Source organism: Halomicronema hongdechloris C2206 (genome assembly GCF_002075285.3).
In the GTDB taxonomy this organism is placed as follows: domain Bacteria; phylum Cyanobacteriota; class Cyanobacteriia; order Phormidesmidales; family Phormidesmidaceae; genus Halomicronema_B; species Halomicronema_B hongdechloris.
In genome coordinates, this window is sequence record NZ_CP021983.2 from 3,961,763 (window position 1) to 3,980,320 (window position 18,558).

An 18,558-nucleotide genomic window follows, 5' to 3' on the forward strand; every position below is an offset into this window, starting at 1 on the left:
CCTCACGGCATGTCTGCACGTTACCTAGGATAACGGGTGATCTACCCAGAATTGGCAATTGGGTGATTAATCCTGCTGCAATGTCAGGGCGATGGCCGTGCGCCAGACCAAGTAGCCCTGTCGGTTTAGATGTAAGCCATCGGTGGTCAGATGGGCTCGGAGGGCACCATCGCCGTCGGCAAAGAGGGGATAGAGATCGAGGTAATCGATGCTATAGTTCCTAGCCAGGTGACGAAATTCGGCATTGATGGCTTGGATGCGGGTGTTAGGCAACACCAACAATCGCTCGCGGCCTTCCCAGGTGGCCTGTTCTGCGCCATGGGGCAAGATCGATTGCAGGACAATGCGGGCCTGGGGATGGTGGCGGCGCAGATGCCGAATAATATCGCGGCTGTTTTGGACTACCTCGGCTTCGGGCACTCCCCAGATTAAATCGTTGATGCCGATCATCAGGAAAATGACGTCGGGGTCTAGGTCATCTAGCAGGTTAAGCCGTTGTAGCAGCCCAGCTGAGGTTTCGCCGGAGATGCCTTGGTTAATCCAGGTGCGGTAGCCAGGCAAGAGCTCTGGCGGAAACCAAAGACTGAGAGAATCGCCCAGGAGTACCGTCTGGCGGTCTAGGTCTCGCGATGCGATCGCATCAGCCTCCTGTTGCAGCAGAGACAGCCACTGTTGATAGGTCAATTGATGACGCCGCCCTAACTGGGCAGGCTCACTGGATTCCTCCTTAGCCGCCGCATTAGCGCTTGGCGGCCGCATTGACGACGACGGGGTAACCGGCTCTGGCCGTTGGGATAAAGCCACCAGCACCGCCACAAACAACACCCCATTCATCGCCAGGGATAGCAAGGCCCACGTAGGCACCAGTTGCAACCGACGTGCCAATCCCTTCACGACCTTCAGGGGATACCTAGATCGAGCCAATGTCCTTATCTCCTTTGCTGATTCCCGGCTGCCTTTATGTGGGCACTGCTGGCTCAAATTCTAGAGGGATTTTTCGGGGCCGACTAGGGAGAAAAGACGGCTTATCCGGACAGCCTAAGAGACTAGACCAGACCCCTGGAATCATCAATGGCAGGCATCAATGACAGGGGTCAGTGGCAACATCGCAACTACACGTTAAAGCGGAAAAGCATGACATCCCCTTCCTGCACCACGTACTCTTTTCCTTCACTGCGAACGAGGCCCTTGTCCTTCGCCGCCGTCATGGAACCTACCGCCACCAGATCCTCATAGGCAATGGTTTCAGCTCGGATAAAGCCGCGCTCAAAATCACTGTGGATCACCCCAGCCGCTTGGGGAGCCAACATCCCGGCCGTGATAGTCCAGGCTCGAGTCTCCTTGGGGCCTGTGGTAAAGTAGGTTCGCAATCCCAATAGATCATAGGTGGCTCGAATCAGTGACATCAGGCCGCCTTCCTCAACTCCCAGCGAGATCAAAAAGTCATCTCGGTCTTCCGGTGGCAACTCAATCAGTTCTGCCTCCACTTGGGCGGAAACCACCACCACCTGAGCACCTTCGGCCACTGCAATCTGCTTGACCTGCTCCACCCAGTCATTGCCGGAGGCCAGATCATCCTCCGAGACGTTGGCAGCGTAGATTACTGGTTTGCGAGTCAATAATCCCAGGGGCTTAATTAGGGCCTCCTCATCGTCATTGAGGTCTACCAAGCGGGCTGGTTTCCCCTGATTTAAAACCGGCAACAGTTTTGCCTCTAAGAGCTCCAACTCCCCCCGAGCCTGCTTATCGGCCTTCGCCTGTTTACGCACCCGCTCGATCCGGCGTTCTAGCTGAGCCAAATCGGAGAGGGCCAATTCTAGATTAATCACCTCAATATCTCGAGCCGGCCCTACCGCCCCAGCCACATGCACGATGCCGTCGCTCTCGAAACACCGCACCACATGCACCACAGCATCAACTTCTCGGATGTTGGCTAGGAATTGGTTGCCTAGACCTTCTCCTTGGCTGGCGCCCTGGACAAGACCGGCGATGTCCACAAATTCAACCCGGGCCGGGACAATATCTGCCGATTCAGACAGTTGAGCTAGGGCCTGTAGGCGCTCGTCCGGCACTGCCACCACACCCACATTGGGGTCAATGGTACAGAAGGGGAAGTTGGCCGCTTGGGCCTTGGCATTGGCCACTAGGGCATTGAAGAGGGTCGATTTGCCAACATTGGGTAGTCCGACGATTCCGGCTCTCAGCATGGGACATGGAAAATTTGCAGGGTCACCCAACTACTGTAACGGAGTCGAGGCCCTAGGAGTTGACCGGACTCCCTGGAGCCCACACACTTTAGGATGAGAGGGTATTTCAGGGAGTAAGGGGTGGTTATGGGAGTCTTAGCAGCAGCACGGCGATGGCTAATCGTGGCATTATTGAGTCCAGTAGTGGTCGGGTGTGCCTCGGATTGGAACATTGCCTGGCCTGGCTCGGGAGGAGATAACGAGGTGCCGCCCGCTACGGGCACCCAAACCCTGACGACCCTCTCAGAGGATTGGCAACAGCTGCGAGATGGGCAAGGACGGTTACAAATCAAGGTGCCGACGGGATGGCAACCGGACGCTCGTCTCCATGACAGCGCCGAGTTAGAGGCGGGTAATCCAGAGCAAGAGGCTTATGTGATCGTCCTATCTGAGGCCATCTCAGCGGTCAGCTATAGCGGCTTGGAAGACAATGCCTTGACCTATAAACGCGCCATTGTCAATGGCCTAGATAGCCAACCAGAGCGAGAAGTTAAAACCAGTGTCAGCTTAGAGAGTGGTCTGTCTGGCGTGCAATATGAGATCCATGGTGAATATCGAGACCAATCTCTGGTCTATCTCCATACCACGGTGGTAAGCGACACCCATTATTACCAAATTGTGGCTTGGTCCGCCGCCGACCGGTTTGAGGAGAATCAAGAGACCTTGCAAGATATAATTCAAAGCTTTCAGGAAAGTTGAGGCTTTACTCTCCCTGAACCCCGCGGCAGAGATGGTTGCTCAACGGCGGTGGCTCCCGATAAGACTACGCTGAGTTGGGTAGCTCAGAGTACTCACCCGAGGGGAACGAGATCCCCTCGGACTCCGACGACCAGGGCGTTCCGCTTGTGGTGAGCGCAGTCGAACTACCGCCCTGGACCCCGCGGCAGGGCATGTCGATCAGCGGCGCTAGATCGCGTCGCATCGGCAAGGAGGCGAGGGGCTTTTTCCTTCTTCCTTCTTCCTTCTTCCTTCTTCCTTCCCCCTCTCCCCTCCCCATCGTCTCGTTCTATGGCCTAATAGAAGAGGACGCTGTTTCGGAGAGAGTGATGGGTCTTGCAAACAATTGCCGTTGGCGAAACCGGTTGGCATCCTGGTTGGTGCTAGGGATGCTGGTACTGGGTAGCTGGCTAGGGCTAGGCAGTCCGGCTTGGGCTGGGCTCGATGACGACCACTACGATGGCAACATCTTCGCCCTCTACGCGGGTAATGGCTCCTTGGTGCCACCACGGGTGTCTTTAGCCCAGTCCTTACAGCAGGAAAGGCCGACGCTGCTGGTGTTGTATGTGGATGACAGTAAGGACTGTAAGCAATTTTCGTCGGTGATCTCGCAGCTGCAGGCCCCCTATGGTCGGGTGGTGAGTTTTGTGCCGGTTATGGCGGATTCGATTCCGGTGAAGCAGGAGTATGCTCCTACGGAGCCGGGCTATTACTTCGAGGGGGCAGTGCCCCAGACAGTACTGTTGGATGGCCAGGGCACGGTGCTGCTGAATAAAACCGGCATCGTTGCCTATGAGGCCATCGATGATGAGCTACGGGAGCTGTTTGACTTACTGCCCCGTTCGGAGTCGGAAGAATTGCGACGGCGGCCGGTGAACGAAGTGAATTCAGAGTTGGTGGACTCCTAAAAGATGAAGCTACGAACGACCTCGATGCTGGCTTTGACGGCCTCGTAGCCAAAGATAAGGATCAAAACCGAGAGAGTGCCGCCCATGGCACAGAGCACTAGCCCCCCAAGACTAATGGCTCCGTCGTCATCGAGCAGCCCGAAACCGGTGACGAAAATACCGATGGCTGGCAAAGTGTTGGTGCCGGGGATGGGGATCATCATGGACATGGCCATCAATGCGATCGCACCGCCGATGACGATGCGCCCTGGCAAGCTGGTGCAGATGTAACTGAGCGGGCGAGAGATAGCCTCGATGCGCCGTAGCCAGGGGGTGCCGGTTTTGACCACTGACTGGATCTGCTTCAAATCAAAGCCCTTGGTCTGCCAACTGGCCGGGAACCAGGGGTGCACGGCCCCGACAATTAACTGAATGGCCAGCAACAGCATCACAATCCCGAAGGGAATGGAATAGCCTGGGGCCGGGATCGGCAGGGCCGACGGCAGTGATAGGAGCACAAATAGAAATCCGAAGGTACGCTCACCGGCTAGGGTTAAGATGTCGGCCAGGGTGACCTTAGGGGCCCGGGATTCGACAAAAAAAAAGCGATTGAGTTCGACAGAGAGTTTGGCCATAGAGGGTTGCCATAGGATGAGGTTATAAGAAATGTACGGCGACAATGCCGATTACCATCACCGCCAGAGCGCTCCAAGCGACGGTGTCGAAGGACGCTTCCAACCACTGCTGAAATCGAGGACCGCCCCAATACATCAACCCGCCGACCAGGAAAAAGCGGAGATTGCGGCCGATCAGGGAGGCCAAGATAAACTGGGGCAGGCTGAAGTGGAACACGCCAGAGGCAATGGTAAAGACCTTATAAGGGATGGGGGTGATTGCCGCCGCCAATACCCCCCAGAAGCCCCAGGTTTGATAGAGCGTTTCTATTTGGGCAAAGACATCCTGTTGGGGATCGTAGAGCTGCAGTAGGGGTTGACCCAGGCTGTCGAAGGCTATCCAGCCGATGGTATAGCCGAGGATGCCTCCTAGCACTGACCCGATGCCGCAGCTGGCAGCAAAGCGTAGGGAGCGTTGCGGCTGACCAGCACAGAGGGCCAATAGCAGCACATCCGGGGGAATCGGGAAAAATGAGGACTCCGCCAGGGCAATGAGAAACAGAGCCGCCTCGCCATAGGGCGTGTGGCTCAGGCCAGCGATCCAGTGGTAGCCGCGCTTTAACATAGGGTAGACAGCTGAGAATGGGCCTCTACGATTGAGTCAAGCCTAACGAAGGATCTGTCAGTGCCAATATCGGCCCAGGGTGCCGTTGCCCAACAACTACCGTGAGCCACTTACGTATTCTGGGGCAGAAATGATGCCTCCATAGAGATAGAGGGATTTCCCGTTCTGCCTGCTTACTGCTGTCTCGGCACATTAGCCTAGACTTGACAAAATTTAATCTAACAAATGGCTTCCTAGACCTGACAAGCAGATGCGATCGCACTTCATCACAACTTCTTGGAGATATCTCGGTCTAGGGAGGGCGAGGACTAAGGGGATCAGCTGTTAGATGGACCATTGAGGCGAGGGCGGCGGCGATGCCACTCGGTAGCCTGCTCATAGGCATAGCCCACCTCGAACAGCAGATCCTCCCGCAGCACATTACTGATGAGCTGTAGGCCGATGGGCAACCCTTGCTCATCAAAGCCGCAGGGCAAACTCATGGCCGGCAAACCGGCTAGGTTTACCGGGATCGTCATCAAGTCAGACAGATACATACCCAGGGGATCATCGGTTTTTTCACCGGCCTGGAAGGCAGTGGTGGGCGAGGTGGGACACACCAACACATCCACCTGATTGAAGGCATTCTCGAAGTCTTGTTTGATCAGGGTCCGTACCTTCTGGGCCTTGAGATAGTAGGCGTCATAGTAGCCTGCCGAGAGGGCGTAGGTGCCAATCATGATCCGCCGTTTCACCTCGGCCCCAAATCCCTGGGCTCGGGTCCGGGTGTACATCGACATCAAACTAGTGTCGTCAGTGCGCAGACCATACTTGACGCCGTCATAACGGGCCAGGTTGGAAGAGGCTTCAGAGGGGGCAATGATGTAGTAGGCCGGTAGGCCATAGCGAAAGCGGGGACAGGAAATGACTTGAATCTCGGCCCCCAGCTCCTGCAACTGCTGAATTGCCTTTTCTACCGCTGCCTGCACCACCGGGTCTAGGCCACTGCCGAAGGTCTCCTGAATCACGCCGATGCGTCGCTTGCTGCGTTGGTTCAGGCGAGGCCGCAGGGCCTGACCGTAGTCGGGCACCGGTTGGGGAATACTGGTGGCATCCCGGGAATCGTGGCCAGCAACCGCCTGCAACAGAATGGCAGCATCCTCGACGGTGTAAGCCAGGGGACCGATCTGATCGAGGGAAGAGGCATAGGCTACCAGGCCATAGCGAGACACCCGACCATAGGTCGGCTTCAGCCCGACGATGCCGCAAAAGGAGGCCGGCTGCCGAATGGAGCCGCCGGTGTCGGACCCCAGGGCCGCTACACATTCGCCGGCGGCAACGGCGGCGGCGGATCCTCCAGAAGACCCTCCTGGTACCCGTTGGGGATCCCAAGGATTAGCCGTCAGTTGATAGGCAGAATTCTCCGTGGAGCTGCCCATGGCAAACTCATCCAGATTGGTCTTGCCCAGGCAGATGGCTCCCGCTTGGGCCAGGCGTTGGGTCACGGTGGACTCGTAAGGGGGGACAAAATTGCCCAACACCTTGGAGGCACAGGTGGTGCGGATGCCGTGGGTACAGAGGTTATCTTTCAATCCCAATGGGATGCCGCTGAGTAACCCCAGGGACTCTCCGGCCGCGAGCTGGACGTCTACCTGTTGGGCTTGGGCCAAGGCTAGCTCGCCAGTGACGGTCAAAAAGCTGTTTACGGTGGGTTCCAGTTGCTCTAGCTGAGCCAGATATTCCTGGGTAATCTCAACTGCCGAGCGTTCTTTATTGACCAGTTGCTGATGCAGTTCGCGAATCAAGGACATCGGGGGCTCCTTCGGCAATGCGGCACCAAGATATCAGTATAAAGAGGTTTGGCAAGGGCGTATCGGCTTCCGGCCTGGAGGCCTAGATTTCCCTAAAGGGCGACCGCGGGTATCGTGCCAAACACCATGGCCGGGAAGTAGCCTCTATGGTAATCAGCAAGTCCTGGCGGAGCTAGATGAGGGCGGGCCTCTCTCGCCAGGATTGAGTCGTCACTGCGGGCCGGGTTCAAGGCGTTCCACGGGACTGGGTTGGCCTAGGGATAGGCCCTAAAAAGATGAGGATGAGGAAATGGTCTGGGTTGGGAGCGAGTCGCGATGGGTAGCCAAGGCAGGGATCGGGGGGCTGGTGTTGGCCGCCTGCTATCCCCTGGTGCTCAGGGCCATGTCTTTGGCCCCCTCCAGTCATGTCCAGACCCGCGATTTGCCACAGTCTCTAGGCCCAGCAGAAACAGGGCTGGCTCCGGTGAGATTGATCTCGCTGCCAGGGACAACACAGATGGCCATCGCGGCTGATCCCTTGAGTCCAGCCATCCAGTGGTGGCGACCCCCATCGGATACCTTGGCCCGCGATGCCTATGGTCTTGCCCGCCGGTTGGCAGCTCAGGCGGTGGCCATGCAAGTAGGGCGGGGCAACGGACAGTTCGTCTGGCAACGGCAGGCCTTTCTCTGGCGAGCTGCGATCGCACAGTTGCAAACTATCCCTCCCACCTCCCCATTGGCCACCCTAGCCAGCCATGAGCAGCGTCTCTACGCAACTCGCCTGGCAGCGGTGACAGCGCGCCTGGAGGCCGTCGAAGCCGATGTGCTGGGGCAGATTGCAGGGCGCTTAGGATCGCCTAGGATCGTGCGCATCAGTGTTTGTCCACTGATGGGGACTTGCCGGCATCACCAAGGCCAAGTTCCCCCGGCCAGCCCGGCCAGTCTGATTAAGATGCCCATCGCCTTCGTGCTCCTGCAGCAGGTAGCCGCGACGGCTAGCGATCTGGGCGACTCGATCTATATTGATCCCCACAACTTCACGGAAAATGGGGCCCAGGCCCGCATCTTCGTGGACCGTCATTATTCCTTAGGTCAGGTCATGGCCCGCATGATCGATGAAAGCAACAACATCGCCACCAATCAGTTAATCGACTATTTGGGCTGGGCTACCTTGAATCTAGCACTGCAGCAGCAGGGCTTCGCCACCATCCAGGTGCGCACCAAGCTGGTGGGGGCCGAGACCTCCCCCACCCAGAACATGGGCTGGGCCGCCAATACCCTGACCACGGCGGAGCTGACGGACCTGATGCGGTCTGTATATGCCCGTCGGGTGCCGGGGGCCGAGCACCTGATTCGAGCCCTAGCCACCCAAACCCATCGTGACTTTGGCTATGAGGCGCTGAGGGCGTTTCCGGCGCAGCGGGTGGCCTGGCTGGGGGAGAAGACCGGCCAAAATTCTCAGGTGATTGGTTCGACCTTAGCAGTGCGGGTTGATGGTCAGGTTTACCTGCTGACAGTCACCCTAGATCGCAGCGGTAATCAGCGGCGGCTGCGGCAAATTCTGCGGGATGTGGTCAGTTATCTGCTCTACCGAGAGCCGCTGTTAGGGTCGCCCCTAGCCCAGGGCTCCTGAGCTGTTATGGCCGTTGCTGTCTGGGTTGGCGGGGGTGAGGGCAGTTGCGATCGCATCGATCACCCGTCCCACCGGAATCACCTCTAGGGGCGGCTGACTCATGCCCTGGCCCTGGGGCACGATGGCCCGAGTAAAGCCCAACTTAGCCGCTTCTTTCAGCCGCAACTCCATCTGGGAAATGGGTCGCACCTGCCCGCCCAGGCCCACCTCGCCGATTAACACCAGCCCTGGATCCACCATGCGATCGCGAAAGCTGGCCACCACCGCCACGGCGACACCCAGATCCGCCGCCGGTTCCCCTACACTCAGCCCCCCCGAGGAGGCCACATAGGCATCGAGCTTCGAGAGGGGAATGCCCAATCGCTTCTCCAGCACCGCCAGAATCTGGAGCAACCGATTAAACTCAATGCCCGTAGCCGAGCGCCGAGGAGAACTATAGCTGGTGGGACTCACCAGGGACTGAATTTCCACCACCAAAGGCCGAGTGCCCTCACAGGCAACGATGGTGGAGATCCCCGGCACCGGCTGATCCCGATTACTCAAGAACAGGGCCGAGGGATTCTTAACCTCTGCCAGGCCGCGATCACGCATCTCAAATACGCCCAATTCGTGGGTGGCGCCAAATCGGTTCTTCACCGACCGCAGCAGTCGATGGCTAGCGAAGCGATCCCCCTCGAAATAGAGCACCGTATCCACCAAATGCTCCAGCACCTTGGGGCCGGCAATCGCCCCCTCCTTAGTCACATGACCCACGATAAATAGAGACGTTGTCTGGCGTTTGGCCAACTGCATCAAGGCTGAGGTGCATTCCCGCACCTGAGCCACCGAGCCCGGAGCCGACGTCAAAGCACCGTAATATAGCGCCTGAATGCTGTCGATGATGGCGATGGTGGGCTGCAGGGACTCCAGCTCCAGCAGGATGGTTTCCAAATCGGTCTCTGGCAGTAAGTAGAGCTGTGATCCCAATGAAGCCTGCTGATCCCGAGGGGCAGAGCCTGCCGCCGTTAACCGTTGCCAACGCAGTTTCAGTTGTTGCCCAGATTCTTCCGCACAGACGTATAACACCGAGGTGGTGGCCGCTAGCTGTTGGGCCACCTGTAGCAGCAAGGTGGATTTGCCGATGCCAGGATCGCCTCCCAGCAACACCAGAGACCCTGGTACGATGCCACCCCCCAGCACCCGATCCAATTCCCGGTAGCCTGATCCCAGACGGGCTTGGGGATGTTCGGTCACCTGGTCCAGAGGAATCGCTTGCCGTGGCTGGGCCGGGTCAGCCTTAGCTTTGTGACGGCGGCTGGCCGGACGAGGGCCCGTCCCAGTTTGGGGCGACAGAGGTTGCTCCACTAGGGCGTTCCAACTGTGGCAGACAGGACAGCGGCCAAAGTACTGAGAGGACTCGGCCCCACACTGGTTACAAACGTAGAGAGAGCGAGATTTAGCCATGGGTTCAGTATCGCACTGGCCAGCTAGCTTAGGGCCTCAGGAGCCGAAGCTAGCATTAGCTCTGGAGTTGAGAGCCACTGAGGTCGCTTAACTAAGCTGAGATCGCCCTAGACTCGCAGAGTCTGATAGCCTGGCTACTCAAATATAGAGACATGGAGGGGGAGTCGGGATGAGCCCCATCGTCTTTGCAATTTTGCGATCGCACTTGAGAAATATAACAATCCAATGCTCTCCATTAAGCGCTCGGGGAACCTTAAAAAACCCTGAAAACCTTCCATTTAGGAGATTGTTCGGGGCTCAAGATGGGGATAGATGCCGTAACATCTTAATATCGCAGTACTAAAAGTTAATTATGCAAAATTAGCAAAATTAGCAGTTAACCCCTGGAGAAGATTAGCGTCTGTTGGGAGCTGAGAGAGCGTTGGAAAACACAAAGGAAAAAATACTGGTCGTTGACGACGAAGCAAGCATTCGCCGCATCTTAGAAACCCGGTTGTCAATGATTGGCTACGATGTGGTGACGGCTGCAGATGGTGAAGAGGCGTTAGATACCTTTCGCTCCAGCCATCCAGACCTAGTGGTGCTGGATGTGATGATGCCCAAGTTAGATGGCTATGGCGTCTGCCAGGAACTGCGTAAAGAGTCAGATATCCCCATTATTATGCTCACAGCCCTAGGGGATGTGGCCGATCGTATCACCGGGCTAGAATTGGGAGCCGATGACTACGTCGTCAAGCCCTTTTCTCCCAAGGAACTGGAAGCCCGGATTCGATCCGTGCTGCGGCGGGTGGATAAAACCGGTGGCACTGGTATCCCCAGTTCTGGAGTGATCACCGTCAATACGATTCGCATCGATACCAATAAGCGCCAAGTCTACAAGGGGGACGAGCGGATTCGACTGACCGGCATGGAGTTTAGCCTTCTAGAACTCTTGGTCAGCCGCTCTGGTGAGCCCTTTTCTCGCTCTGAGATTTTGCAGGAAGTCTGGGGCTATACCCCAGAGCGTCACGTGGATACCCGGGTAGTGGATGTTCATATCTCTCGGCTCCGGGCCAAGCTAGAAGATGACCCCAGCAATCCTGAATTGATTCTCACTGCCCGCGGTACCGGCTACCTGTTCCAACGAATCGTGGAACCGGGCGAAGAGTAGTCTGCTAAAATTTCTTAAGGTTTTTGTAGCTTTTAGTCTTTATACAGCTTTAGTCAATGGGAGCAACTCGGGCACGAATCGCAGTCGATGCGATGGGTGGAGACCACGCGCCGGCTGAAGTAGTCACTGGCGCCATCCGGGCTAAGGCGGAGTTAGGGGTCGACATCTTACTGGTTGGAGATCCTGACCAAATTTATGCCGCCACTCCTCAGCCCGGGAATTTAGATCAGCTAGAGTTGGTTCCAGCGGAAGGCACCATTGCCATGGACGAAGAGCCGCTCAGTTCTCTGCGGCGTAAGCCCAAGGCATCCATTAATGTTGCCATGGACCTAGTGAAGCGGAAGCGGGCCGACGCGGTGGTTTCGGCAGGGCACTCCGGTGCTGCCATGGCAGCAGCATTATTGCGGCTAGGCCGATTAAAGGGCATTGATCGACCTGCCATTGGGGCCGTTTTCCCCACCGTAATAGCAGATAAGTCAGTGTTAATCCTAGATGTGGGGGCCAATGTAGACTGTCGGCCCAAATTTCTAGAGCAGTTTGCCGTCATGGGGACGATCTATTCCCGCTATGTGTTGGGGGTCGAGCAGCCCACGATAGGTCTCTTGAATATTGGCGAAGAATCTAGCAAGGGCAATGATCTGGCCGTGCGGGTGCATCAGATGCTCCAGGAAAACCCGGCCGTGCCCTTCATTGGCAATGCCGAAGGGCGAGATGTGCTGTCGGGCCAGTTTGATGTGGTTGTGTGTGATGGCTTCGTCGGCAATGTCTTGCTGAAGTTTGCCGAAGCCGTTGGGGAGGCTGTTTTAAATATCCTGCGCGAGGAACTGCCCCAGGGGCTACGGGGCAAGGCTGGTACGATGATGCTTAAGCCCAATCTGCGTCGGATCAAGCAACGGGTAGATCATGCTGAGCATGGGGGTGCTCTATTATTAGGAGTTGCCGGTATTGCGGTGATTAGTCATGGCAGTTCCCAAGCCCCCTCTATCTTCAATGCGATTCGCCTGGCCAAGGAAGCCGTTGATCATGAAGTACTGCAGCGAATTCAGGCCCAATATCAAAAAGTTGCCATGCCGGCTGCGGATGGGGAGTAATGGTGCAAGCTAATTTGGTGGGGGTTTCGATTACAGGTAGTGGGTCAGCCCAATTGTCTAGAGCGCTGAGCAATGATCAGCTGAGCCAAATTGTCGATACCTCCGATGAATGGATCGCCAGCCGCACCGGTATCCGCCAGCGCTACATTGCTGAGACGCAACAATCCCTCAGTCATATTGCTGCTGAGGCCGGGCGTCAGGCCCTAGCCATGGCTAAACTGCCCCCTGAGTCGGTACAGCTCATTATTCTGGCCACCTCAACCCCAGACGATCTATTCGGCAGTGCTTGTCAAGTGCAGACCCTCCTAGGGGCAACCCATGCAGTGGCCTTTGATTTGACGGCAGCCTGCTCTGGCTTTGTATTTTCCTTGGTGACAGCTGCCCAATACCTCCGCCAGGGTGTGTATCAGAATGTGCTTGTTATCGGGGCTGATATCTTGTCCCGGTGGACGGATTGGAGCGACCGTCGTACCTGCATCTTGTTTGGCGATGGAGCTGGAGCCGTAGTGATGCAGGCGAGTGATGTCGATGGGTTGCTGGGCTTCGAACTCTGTAGTGACGGCCGCCTCAACGGTTGTTTGAAGCTATCCTATCAGTCGGAGCCGCTAGAGATAGTAGAGGGTATTCAGGGGCAACAGGGAACCTTTCAACCCATCACTATGAATGGCCGCGAGGTCTATAAATTTGCCGTGAGTCGAGTGCCAGAGGTGCTGGAAAAAGCTCTCTTTCGAGCTGGCAAAACCCCTAGAGATATTGACTGGTTAGTACTGCACCAAGCCAATCAGCGGATTTTAGATGCTGTGGCTGAGCGCTTAGAGGTACCTTCAGAGCGGGTGGTGAGCAACATGGCCTGCCATGGTAATACCTCGGCGGCATCCATCCCATTAGCCTTAGATGAAGTGGTGAGAGCGGGCAAAGTACGGCCTAGTGATTTAATAGCAACGGCCGGATTTGGCGCTGGACTGACTTGGGGCGCTGCCATCTTTGAGTGGGCTGCTGGCCCTGCCTAAATCTTCCCTAAATCCCCGTTTACTGAGACAGTGAATTATTGGGAGTCGTTGGGCCGCCATTCCTTGTGAATTGGGCCATAGTCATCCTACTCACTGGTGTTAAGGCTGGGACAATCATGACCAAGACTGCATGGGTATTCCCCGGACAGGGATCGCAGGTAATAGGTATGGGGGCTGATTTGGCTGCCGTGCCCTTGGCAATGACTCACTTGCAAGAAGCCGAGGATATCTTAGGCTGGTCGGTACTGGCAGTCAGCCAGAGCGAAGAGAATAAGCTGGCTAATACCCTCTATACCCAACCTTGCCTATACGTGATCGAATGTATTCTGATGGATTTGCTCAAGCAGCAGGGATGGCAGCCAGACTTGGTAGCTGGCCATAGTTTGGGAGAATATGTGGCTCTCTATGGGGCCGATGTATTTGAGTTTGGCACTGGGTTGCAGCTGGTGAAGCGGCGGGCAGAGCTGATGAGCCAGGCCTCTGATGGCATGATGGCGGCATTGATGGGCTTCGATCGCGATGAGTTGATTGCCAGTTTAGAGCAAACGGCGGATGCTGTTTTAGCCAATGACAACAACCCGGGACAGGTGGTGATCTCAGGCACCCCGGCCGCCGTCGAATCGGTGATGACGAAAGTCAAGGCCAAGCGAGCAGTGCCCCTCAAGGTCAGTGGTGCTTTCCATTCCCCTTTAATGGCAGATGCGGCGGCAGAGTTTGAGTCAGCCTTAGAACCGGTGGCCTTTGCCGCAGCGACAGTACCTGTACTGTCGAATGTCGAGCCGACTCCCAGTCAGGATGCTGAAGGGTTGAAGCAGCGCCTACGGCAACAGATGACGGAGCCGGTACGGTGGCGGGAAATTTCCTTACAGTTGCCCCAGTTGGGGATCGAGCGGGTAATTGAAGTCGGACCTGGCAATGTGTTGACGGGGCTGATTAAGCGGACCTGTAAATCGCTGACATTGCTGAATGTGGGCACTTTGGCTCAGGTACAGGGGTTGGTTAAATAGCCATGGGGCGCGATCGTGAACCCCGGATTAGCCTGCTGCTCTATCACCTGTTTAAGTGGTCGGTGGTGAGCCCGGTTTTCCATGGTTATTTTCGAGGCCGTATCTACGGGGCCGAGCAGGTGCCCCGGCGGGGCAAGGTAATCGTGGTGGCCAATCACGCTAGTGATTTCGATCCTCCAATCGTGTCTAACTGTGTGGGGCGCCCTGTGGCTTACATGGCCAAGGAAGAGCTGTTTCGGGTGCCGATCTTAGGTCAGGCGATTCGTCTGTATGGGGCCTATCCAGTCAAGCGGGGCGCGGCCGATCGCAACGCCATTCGAGCCGCTTTAGCTCAGTTGGAGCGGGGCTGGGCGGTGGGAATCTTCTTGCAGGGAACTCGCACCCGAGATGGACGCATCCCAGGCCCAAAGCTGGGGGCGGCACTGTTGGCGGCAAAGGCTGAAGCTCCGTTGTTGCCGGTGTGTCTCTGGGGTAGCCATCGGATTTTTCCCAAGGGGGGTAGGGGCCCTCGACCGGTGCCGTTGACTGTTCGTATCGCGGCTCCCATTGCACCACCGCCATCCTCAGATCGGGTGACGCTACAGGCGGTAACGGAGCACTGTACTCAGGTGATTCATGACTTGCATGATCAGGGCCGGTAACGGCTGCAAGCTTCGAGAAAGCAAACGCTGATCGACACCCTCTGGCAAACTAGGAAGAGCGTTGTAGACCGTTTTTATGGCTCATGACAGATGCCCTCAGAACTGAACTAGCGGACATGGTGGATTCAGCTGAGTGGACTTGGTTGCAACCCCATGCCAATCGGGATGCCGTCGTTGTAGTCGATCAGGCTTTGGACTTGGTGGACGTAGGGGTTGCGATCGCAACGGACAATGTCACCTCCGTAGACCACTGGATTGGCGAACAACTGCTGCGAAAACCCACCCTAGACCAGCTGATCCGATGGGAACGCACCGAGGGATTGCGATTTCAAGCCCTAATCGTGCCACCCTATGTGCTAGTACAACAGTCTCCAGAGGCGACCTAGGCCTACCTAGGCGATTCCCCCCTTTCCTGCACTTCTATGCCCACTATCGCCCCCAATCACCCCGCCTGCATCCCTTCCAGACGCCCTGGTGTTGGCTCTATGCCCTGTGGAAGTTCTCGCGACCCCATACCATTATCGGCACCAGTTTCAGCGTGCTGGGGTTGTTTGCCATCGCCGCCGCTACCATCCCCGCCCCTGCCATCGCTTGGGGGGAGTTGGCCTGGGCCTGGTTGGCCTGTTTGGGGGGCAATCTCTACATTGTCGGCCTGAATCAGATTCAGGATATCGAGATCGATCGCATCAATAAGCCCCCACCTCCCCCTGGCATCCGGGGAATTTTCCCGCCGCGATGGCTGGTGGCTGGTAGGCGCAGCTGTGATCGTGGCCCTGGGGCCTAGGCGGGGGGGCGGGGGATATCTGTTTGCCACTGTTGCCATCAGTGTGGTCATCGGCACCGCCTACTCCCTGCCCCCTATACGGCTGAAGCGATTTGCCGTCTGGGCCTCGGCCTGCATCTTGGTGGTGCGCGGGGTGGTGGTGAATCTGGGGTTGTTTCTGTATTTCGCTGCCGCCCAGCAATCTCCAGGGATTCCCCCCATCATCTGGGCCTTGACCGGGTTTGTGGTGGTCTTTAGCGTTGCGATCGCAATTTTCAAAGACATCCCCGACATCGAAGGCGATCGTCAATATAATATCCGCACCTTTACCGTTCGCTTGGGGCAACGCACCGTCTTCAACCTAGCCCGCGGGTTACTCACCCTGGCTTACCGGCGGTATGATGCTAGCGGCTCCCTGGCTGCCAACCGTCAACCGTCTAGGGCTAGTCATGGCCCATGGTCTGGTCCTAGGCAGCTTTTGGTGGCTGAGTCAGCAGGTTATCTGGCCCCGCGCCCCCCCGCCGACGGCTCCGGTTTTCCTATCGCAGCTTTTACCAGATCATCTGGGGGTTCTTTTTCCTGGAATACGTGATTGTCCCAGTAGCGTGTTGGCTACAGTAACTGTCTTGTTATCCATTGCCCTACACCGCCCATGTACGACTGCATCATTGTCGGCGCTGGTCCCGCCGGCGGTACCGCTGCCTATCACCTAGCCAAACGGGGCCGCTCCGTCCTGGTATTGGAAAAGGCCACCCTGCCCCGCTATAAACCCTGCGGCGGCGGCGTCTCTCCCCAGGTGGCCCAATGGTTTGACTTCGACTTCACGCCAGCCATTTCGGCTCAGGTCACCACCGTCCGCTACACCTGGAACCTAGGAGCCCCAGTCACCAGCGAGATCACCACCGGCTCCCCGATCTGGATGGTGCGGCGGGACGAATTCGACCATTTTCTGGTGCAACAGGCCGTAGGCCAGGGGGCAGAACTGCGCCACAGTACCAAAGCCACCGGTATTACCTTCGCCCATGACAGCTGGCAAGTCACCACCGCCCAGGAGCCAGTGTCAGGCCGCTATCTGATCGCCGCCGATGGGGCTCGGGGGCCCCTAGCCAAGTGGCTCGGCTTTACCCAGCGGCAGCGCACCAGCGGTGGGCGCCTAGAAATTGAAACCCCGCGTGCCGGTGCCGGAGGCCCCACATCCCCCCATTTTGAGTTTGGCCTGTTGAAGAATGGCTATGTGTGGAACTTCCCCAAGGCCGACGGCTACTCCCTAGGCAGTGGTATCTTTCGCCAGGGCAAGCGAGCTTCTCAGGATCTGAAACCGGCCCTGCACCAGATATGCTGCCAGTTTCAGGTGGATGCCGCTCAGGCACAGCCCCACGGCCATCCCCTCAACCTGTGGAATGGTTACCAACGGCTCCACACGCAGCAGGCTCTCTTAGCCGGCGAGGCCGCCTGTGTGGTCGATCCCTTCACCGCCGAGGGAATTCGACCGGCCATCTTCAGTGGCTTACAGGCGGCTCAGGCCATTGACGCGGCCTTGGGGGGCGACCTGCAGGCCCTAGAAGCCTACTCCCAGCGGCTAAACGAGAAATGGGGGGCGCAGACATGGCCCTGGGCTCGGCGCCTGGCCCAAGCCTTTTATCAATGGCCCCGGCTGGGCTATCGGGTGGGCATCCAACGGCCCTCCGGCACCGAACAGATGGTCAAGGTCCTCTGCGGCGAACGGCGCTATGCCGATGTGGTGCATCGGGCCCTGCGTCGCCTCAGCGGCGGGGTACTGGCCTAGGGGCGGGCTCCATCAGGCCCTGTAGGGGAGGGGCAGCGGCCATCCCTTTGTGCTGAATCAAGACACCAAAGTTTCCCATGCCCAAGGGGTTGATCAGTTGGTGCAGGGCTTCCCGACGCCGCAATAGCTGTTGCAGAGCCGAGGTGTCTGCCGCCTCCGTCTCCGAGATGGCCGCGATCCGATCGCCTAGGCCCAGGGCCATGAGGAATAACCCTTGGGGCGTAAATCCCTCCCGGGTGAGCCCGCACTGCTCTCCTTGCCGCTCTAAGGCGGTGAAATTTACATGGGCGGTGATGTCTTGCTGTCCGAGGTACTGGTAGGGATCATCATGATGCCCGTGGCGGTAGTAGCACTGCAGGGTGCCCTGGCGACGGGAGGGGGCATAGTAACGCTGGGTCGCATAGCCATAGTCGATGGTGACGACATAACCTCGCTGCAGTCGGTCGGCGACGGTGCTGAGCCAGTCCAGGGCGGCCAGATTGACTTCGGTGCGATAGCCCACTGGATAGCCAGGGGGACTCAGGTGAATGCCGATATCCTGGAAGTATTCCTGAATCCGGGGGGTTGAGAAGGGCCCCAAAGTTTCCCGCAGTTCCGCTTCTCCGGTCTCGCCTAGGGTGACGTAGACTTCTTGCAGACCGGCCTCTGTCACCACCACCTGATGTACCGGCAGAGCATCCACCAGCTCGTTGGAAAAACAGCAGCCAATTACCGAATTGGCTGCGATCGCATCCCAGCCGACCCACTCGATGCGATCCCCCCAGGCGGCCAATCGCTGCCGTTGTGTCTTCTGTAGGCCTCCGGAGATTTCGACAATCTTGTACTGCAATGGGGCCAGACACTCTGGATGATGCCGCTCTAGATGAGAGAGCACATCAGCCGCCACCAACCCCTGGCCCGCCCCCATCTCCAGCAGGGTAAAGGGCCGAGGCTGGCCCAGATACTGCCACATCTGGGCAAACTGTTCCCCTAGTAACTCGCCGAAATCGTGGCCCAAATGCGGCGCGGTGACAAAATCTCCCCCAGGCCCCAGGGCCGTCCCAGTAATGTAATAGCCATGCTCTGGATGGTACAGGACCAGGTCCATGAACTCAGCGAAGGGAATGCGGTGATGGGCGCTGGTGTTAATGCGGTGGGCAATGGCCTCAAAAAGCGCGGGATTAGAGGGCATGGACA

The 18,558-nt window shown here is 57.5% G+C and carries 19 protein-coding genes; 12 read left to right on the forward strand and 7 right to left on the reverse strand.

All coding sequences use genetic code 11. The features are described 5' to 3' along the window. Positions 1-66: 66 nt before the first annotated feature. Both XM38_RS17945 and ychF read right to left on the reverse strand, forming a co-directional pair. Entirely contained in the window at positions 67-924 is an 858-nt protein-coding gene (locus XM38_RS17945; RefSeq protein WP_225889349.1) for a GDSL-type esterase/lipase family protein, read from the reverse strand. A gap of 188 nt (positions 925-1,112) precedes the next feature. Then, positions 1,113-2,207 (reverse strand): redox-regulated ATPase YchF, encoded by a 1,095-nt coding sequence (gene ychF / locus XM38_RS17950; protein WP_080806865.1) that lies wholly within the window; start codon positions 2,205-2,207, stop codon positions 1,113-1,115. Positions 2,208-2,333: 126 nt separating this feature from the next. Here ychF and XM38_RS17955 point away from each other — a divergent pair, with 126 nt between their 5' ends. Both XM38_RS17955 and XM38_RS17960 read left to right on the forward strand, forming a co-directional pair. Then, positions 2,334-2,945 carry a hypothetical protein gene (locus XM38_RS17955; protein WP_080806867.1) on the forward strand — a complete coding sequence of 204 codons (612 nt, stop codon included), beginning with the start codon at positions 2,334-2,336 and terminating at the stop codon, positions 2,943-2,945. Between the two features lie 407 nt (positions 2,946-3,352). Next, positions 3,353-3,871 (forward strand): thylakoid membrane photosystem I accumulation factor, encoded by a 519-nt coding sequence (locus tag XM38_RS17960; RefSeq protein WP_225889484.1) that lies wholly within the window; start codon positions 3,353-3,355, stop codon positions 3,869-3,871. Here the strand turns inward: XM38_RS17960 and XM38_RS17965 are convergent. The 3 genes from XM38_RS17965 to gatA form a co-directional block, all read right to left on the reverse strand. Further along, on the reverse strand, positions 3,868-4,485 hold the full coding sequence (locus tag XM38_RS17965) for an exopolysaccharide biosynthesis protein (protein ID WP_088430588.1): 618 nt from the start codon (positions 4,483-4,485) through the stop codon (positions 3,868-3,870). The genes XM38_RS17960 and XM38_RS17965 overlap by 4 nt on opposite strands. 22 nt (positions 4,486-4,507) lie before the next feature. After that, positions 4,508-5,089 carry a YqaA family protein gene (locus tag XM38_RS17970; protein ID WP_080806871.1) on the reverse strand — a complete coding sequence of 194 codons (582 nt, stop codon included), beginning with the start codon at positions 5,087-5,089 and terminating at the stop codon, positions 4,508-4,510. 317 nt (positions 5,090-5,406) lie between these two features. Beyond that, entirely contained in the window at positions 5,407-6,879 is a 1,473-nt protein-coding gene (gatA, locus tag XM38_RS17975; protein WP_088430590.1) for an Asp-tRNA(Asn)/Glu-tRNA(Gln) amidotransferase subunit GatA, read from the reverse strand. A gap of 289 nt (positions 6,880-7,168) precedes the next feature. Here gatA and XM38_RS17980 point away from each other — a divergent pair, with 289 nt between their 5' ends. Next, complete coding sequence (locus XM38_RS17980; RefSeq protein ID WP_080806873.1) at positions 7,169-8,491, forward strand: serine hydrolase; 1,323 nt, start codon at positions 7,169-7,171, stop codon at positions 8,489-8,491. On the opposite strand, the gene radA is transcribed toward XM38_RS17980, so the two are convergent. Further along, positions 8,474-9,934 (reverse strand): DNA repair protein RadA, encoded by a 1,461-nt coding sequence (radA, locus tag XM38_RS17985; RefSeq protein ID WP_080806875.1) that lies wholly within the window; start codon positions 9,932-9,934, stop codon positions 8,474-8,476. The genes XM38_RS17980 and radA overlap by 18 nt on opposite strands. 421 nt (positions 9,935-10,355) lie before the next feature. Here radA and rpaB point away from each other — a divergent pair, with 421 nt between their 5' ends. The 9 genes from rpaB to XM38_RS18025 all read left to right on the forward strand — a co-directional run bounded on the left by rpaB (position 10,356) and on the right by XM38_RS18025 (position 17,382). Continuing rightward, positions 10,356-11,084, forward strand: coding sequence for a response regulator transcription factor RpaB (gene rpaB / locus XM38_RS17990; protein ID WP_088430592.1), 729 nt, complete (start codon positions 10,356-10,358; stop codon positions 11,082-11,084). Positions 11,085-11,140: 56 nt separating this feature from the next. Beyond that, complete coding sequence (gene plsX, locus XM38_RS17995) at positions 11,141-12,175, forward strand: phosphate acyltransferase PlsX (protein WP_080806879.1); 1,035 nt, start codon at positions 11,141-11,143, stop codon at positions 12,173-12,175. After that, on the forward strand, positions 12,175-13,185 hold the full coding sequence (locus tag XM38_RS18000) for a beta-ketoacyl-ACP synthase III (protein ID WP_080806880.1): 1,011 nt from the start codon (positions 12,175-12,177) through the stop codon (positions 13,183-13,185). The genes plsX and XM38_RS18000 overlap by 1 nt, the downstream gene beginning before the upstream one ends. 116 nt (positions 13,186-13,301) lie before the next feature. Continuing rightward, positions 13,302-14,192 carry an ACP S-malonyltransferase gene (gene fabD, locus XM38_RS18005; protein ID WP_088430594.1) on the forward strand — a complete coding sequence of 297 codons (891 nt, stop codon included), beginning with the start codon at positions 13,302-13,304 and terminating at the stop codon, positions 14,190-14,192. Positions 14,193-14,194: 2 nt separating this feature from the next. Beyond that, positions 14,195-14,833, forward strand: a complete 639-nt coding sequence (locus XM38_RS18010; protein ID WP_080806882.1) for a lysophospholipid acyltransferase family protein — start codon at positions 14,195-14,197, stop codon at positions 14,831-14,833. Between the two features lie 116 nt (positions 14,834-14,949). Further along, positions 14,950-15,219, forward strand: coding sequence for a DUF2288 domain-containing protein (locus tag XM38_RS18015; protein ID WP_256995666.1), 270 nt, complete (start codon positions 14,950-14,952; stop codon positions 15,217-15,219). Next, on the forward strand, positions 15,135-15,617 hold the full coding sequence (locus XM38_RS27880) for a UbiA prenyltransferase family protein (protein ID WP_256995667.1): 483 nt from the start codon (positions 15,135-15,137) through the stop codon (positions 15,615-15,617). Before XM38_RS18015 ends, XM38_RS27880 begins: the two co-directional genes overlap by 85 nt. Then, positions 15,580-16,188, forward strand: coding sequence for a UbiA family prenyltransferase (locus XM38_RS18020; protein WP_256995788.1), 609 nt, complete (start codon positions 15,580-15,582; stop codon positions 16,186-16,188). Before XM38_RS27880 ends, XM38_RS18020 begins: the two co-directional genes overlap by 38 nt. Before the next feature lie 60 nt (positions 16,189-16,248). Then, positions 16,249-17,382 carry a geranylgeranyl reductase family protein gene (locus tag XM38_RS18025; RefSeq protein WP_088430596.1) on the forward strand — a complete coding sequence of 378 codons (1,134 nt, stop codon included), beginning with the start codon at positions 16,249-16,251 and terminating at the stop codon, positions 17,380-17,382. On the opposite strand, the gene XM38_RS18030 is transcribed toward XM38_RS18025, so the two are convergent. Further along, entirely contained in the window at positions 17,360-18,553 is a 1,194-nt protein-coding gene (locus XM38_RS18030) for a class I SAM-dependent methyltransferase (RefSeq protein ID WP_080806886.1), read from the reverse strand. The genes XM38_RS18025 and XM38_RS18030 overlap by 23 nt on opposite strands. Positions 18,554-18,558: the final 5 nt, after the last annotated feature.

Bases quoted from the DNA above. Each gene is read 5' to 3' on its own strand.
- ychF (WP_080806865.1), bottom strand. From the start codon at position 2,207: ATGCTGAGAGCCGGAATCGTCGGACTACCCAATGTTGGCAAATCGACC.
- XM38_RS17955 (WP_080806867.1), top strand. From the start codon at position 2,334: ATGGGAGTCTTAGCAGCAGCACGGCGATGGCTAATCGTGGCATTATTG.
- XM38_RS17960 (WP_225889484.1), top strand. From the start codon at position 3,353: ATGCTGGTACTGGGTAGCTGGCTAGGGCTAGGCAGTCCGGCTTGGGCT.
- XM38_RS17965 (WP_088430588.1), bottom strand. From the start codon at position 4,485: ATGGCCAAACTCTCTGTCGAACTCAATCGCTTTTTTTTTGTCGAATCC.
- XM38_RS17970 (WP_080806871.1), bottom strand. From the start codon at position 5,089: ATGTTAAAGCGCGGCTACCACTGGATCGCTGGCCTGAGCCACACGCCC.
- gatA (WP_088430590.1), bottom strand. From the start codon at position 6,879: ATGTCCTTGATTCGCGAACTGCATCAGCAACTGGTCAATAAAGAACGC.
- XM38_RS17980 (WP_080806873.1), top strand. From the start codon at position 7,169: ATGGTCTGGGTTGGGAGCGAGTCGCGATGGGTAGCCAAGGCAGGGATC.
- radA (WP_080806875.1), bottom strand. From the start codon at position 9,934: ATGGCTAAATCTCGCTCTCTCTACGTTTGTAACCAGTGTGGGGCCGAG.
- plsX (WP_080806879.1), top strand. From the start codon at position 11,141: ATGGGAGCAACTCGGGCACGAATCGCAGTCGATGCGATGGGTGGAGAC.
- XM38_RS18000 (WP_080806880.1), top strand. From the start codon at position 12,175: ATGGTGCAAGCTAATTTGGTGGGGGTTTCGATTACAGGTAGTGGGTCA.
- fabD (WP_088430594.1), top strand. From the start codon at position 13,302: ATGACCAAGACTGCATGGGTATTCCCCGGACAGGGATCGCAGGTAATA.
- XM38_RS18010 (WP_080806882.1), top strand. From the start codon at position 14,195: ATGGGGCGCGATCGTGAACCCCGGATTAGCCTGCTGCTCTATCACCTG.
- XM38_RS18015 (WP_256995666.1), top strand. From the start codon at position 14,950: ATGGTGGATTCAGCTGAGTGGACTTGGTTGCAACCCCATGCCAATCGG.
- XM38_RS27880 (WP_256995667.1), top strand. From the start codon at position 15,135: ATGGGAACGCACCGAGGGATTGCGATTTCAAGCCCTAATCGTGCCACC.
- XM38_RS18025 (WP_088430596.1), top strand. From the start codon at position 16,249: ATGTACGACTGCATCATTGTCGGCGCTGGTCCCGCCGGCGGTACCGCT.
- XM38_RS18030 (WP_080806886.1), bottom strand. From the start codon at position 18,553: ATGCCCTCTAATCCCGCGCTTTTTGAGGCCATTGCCCACCGCATTAAC.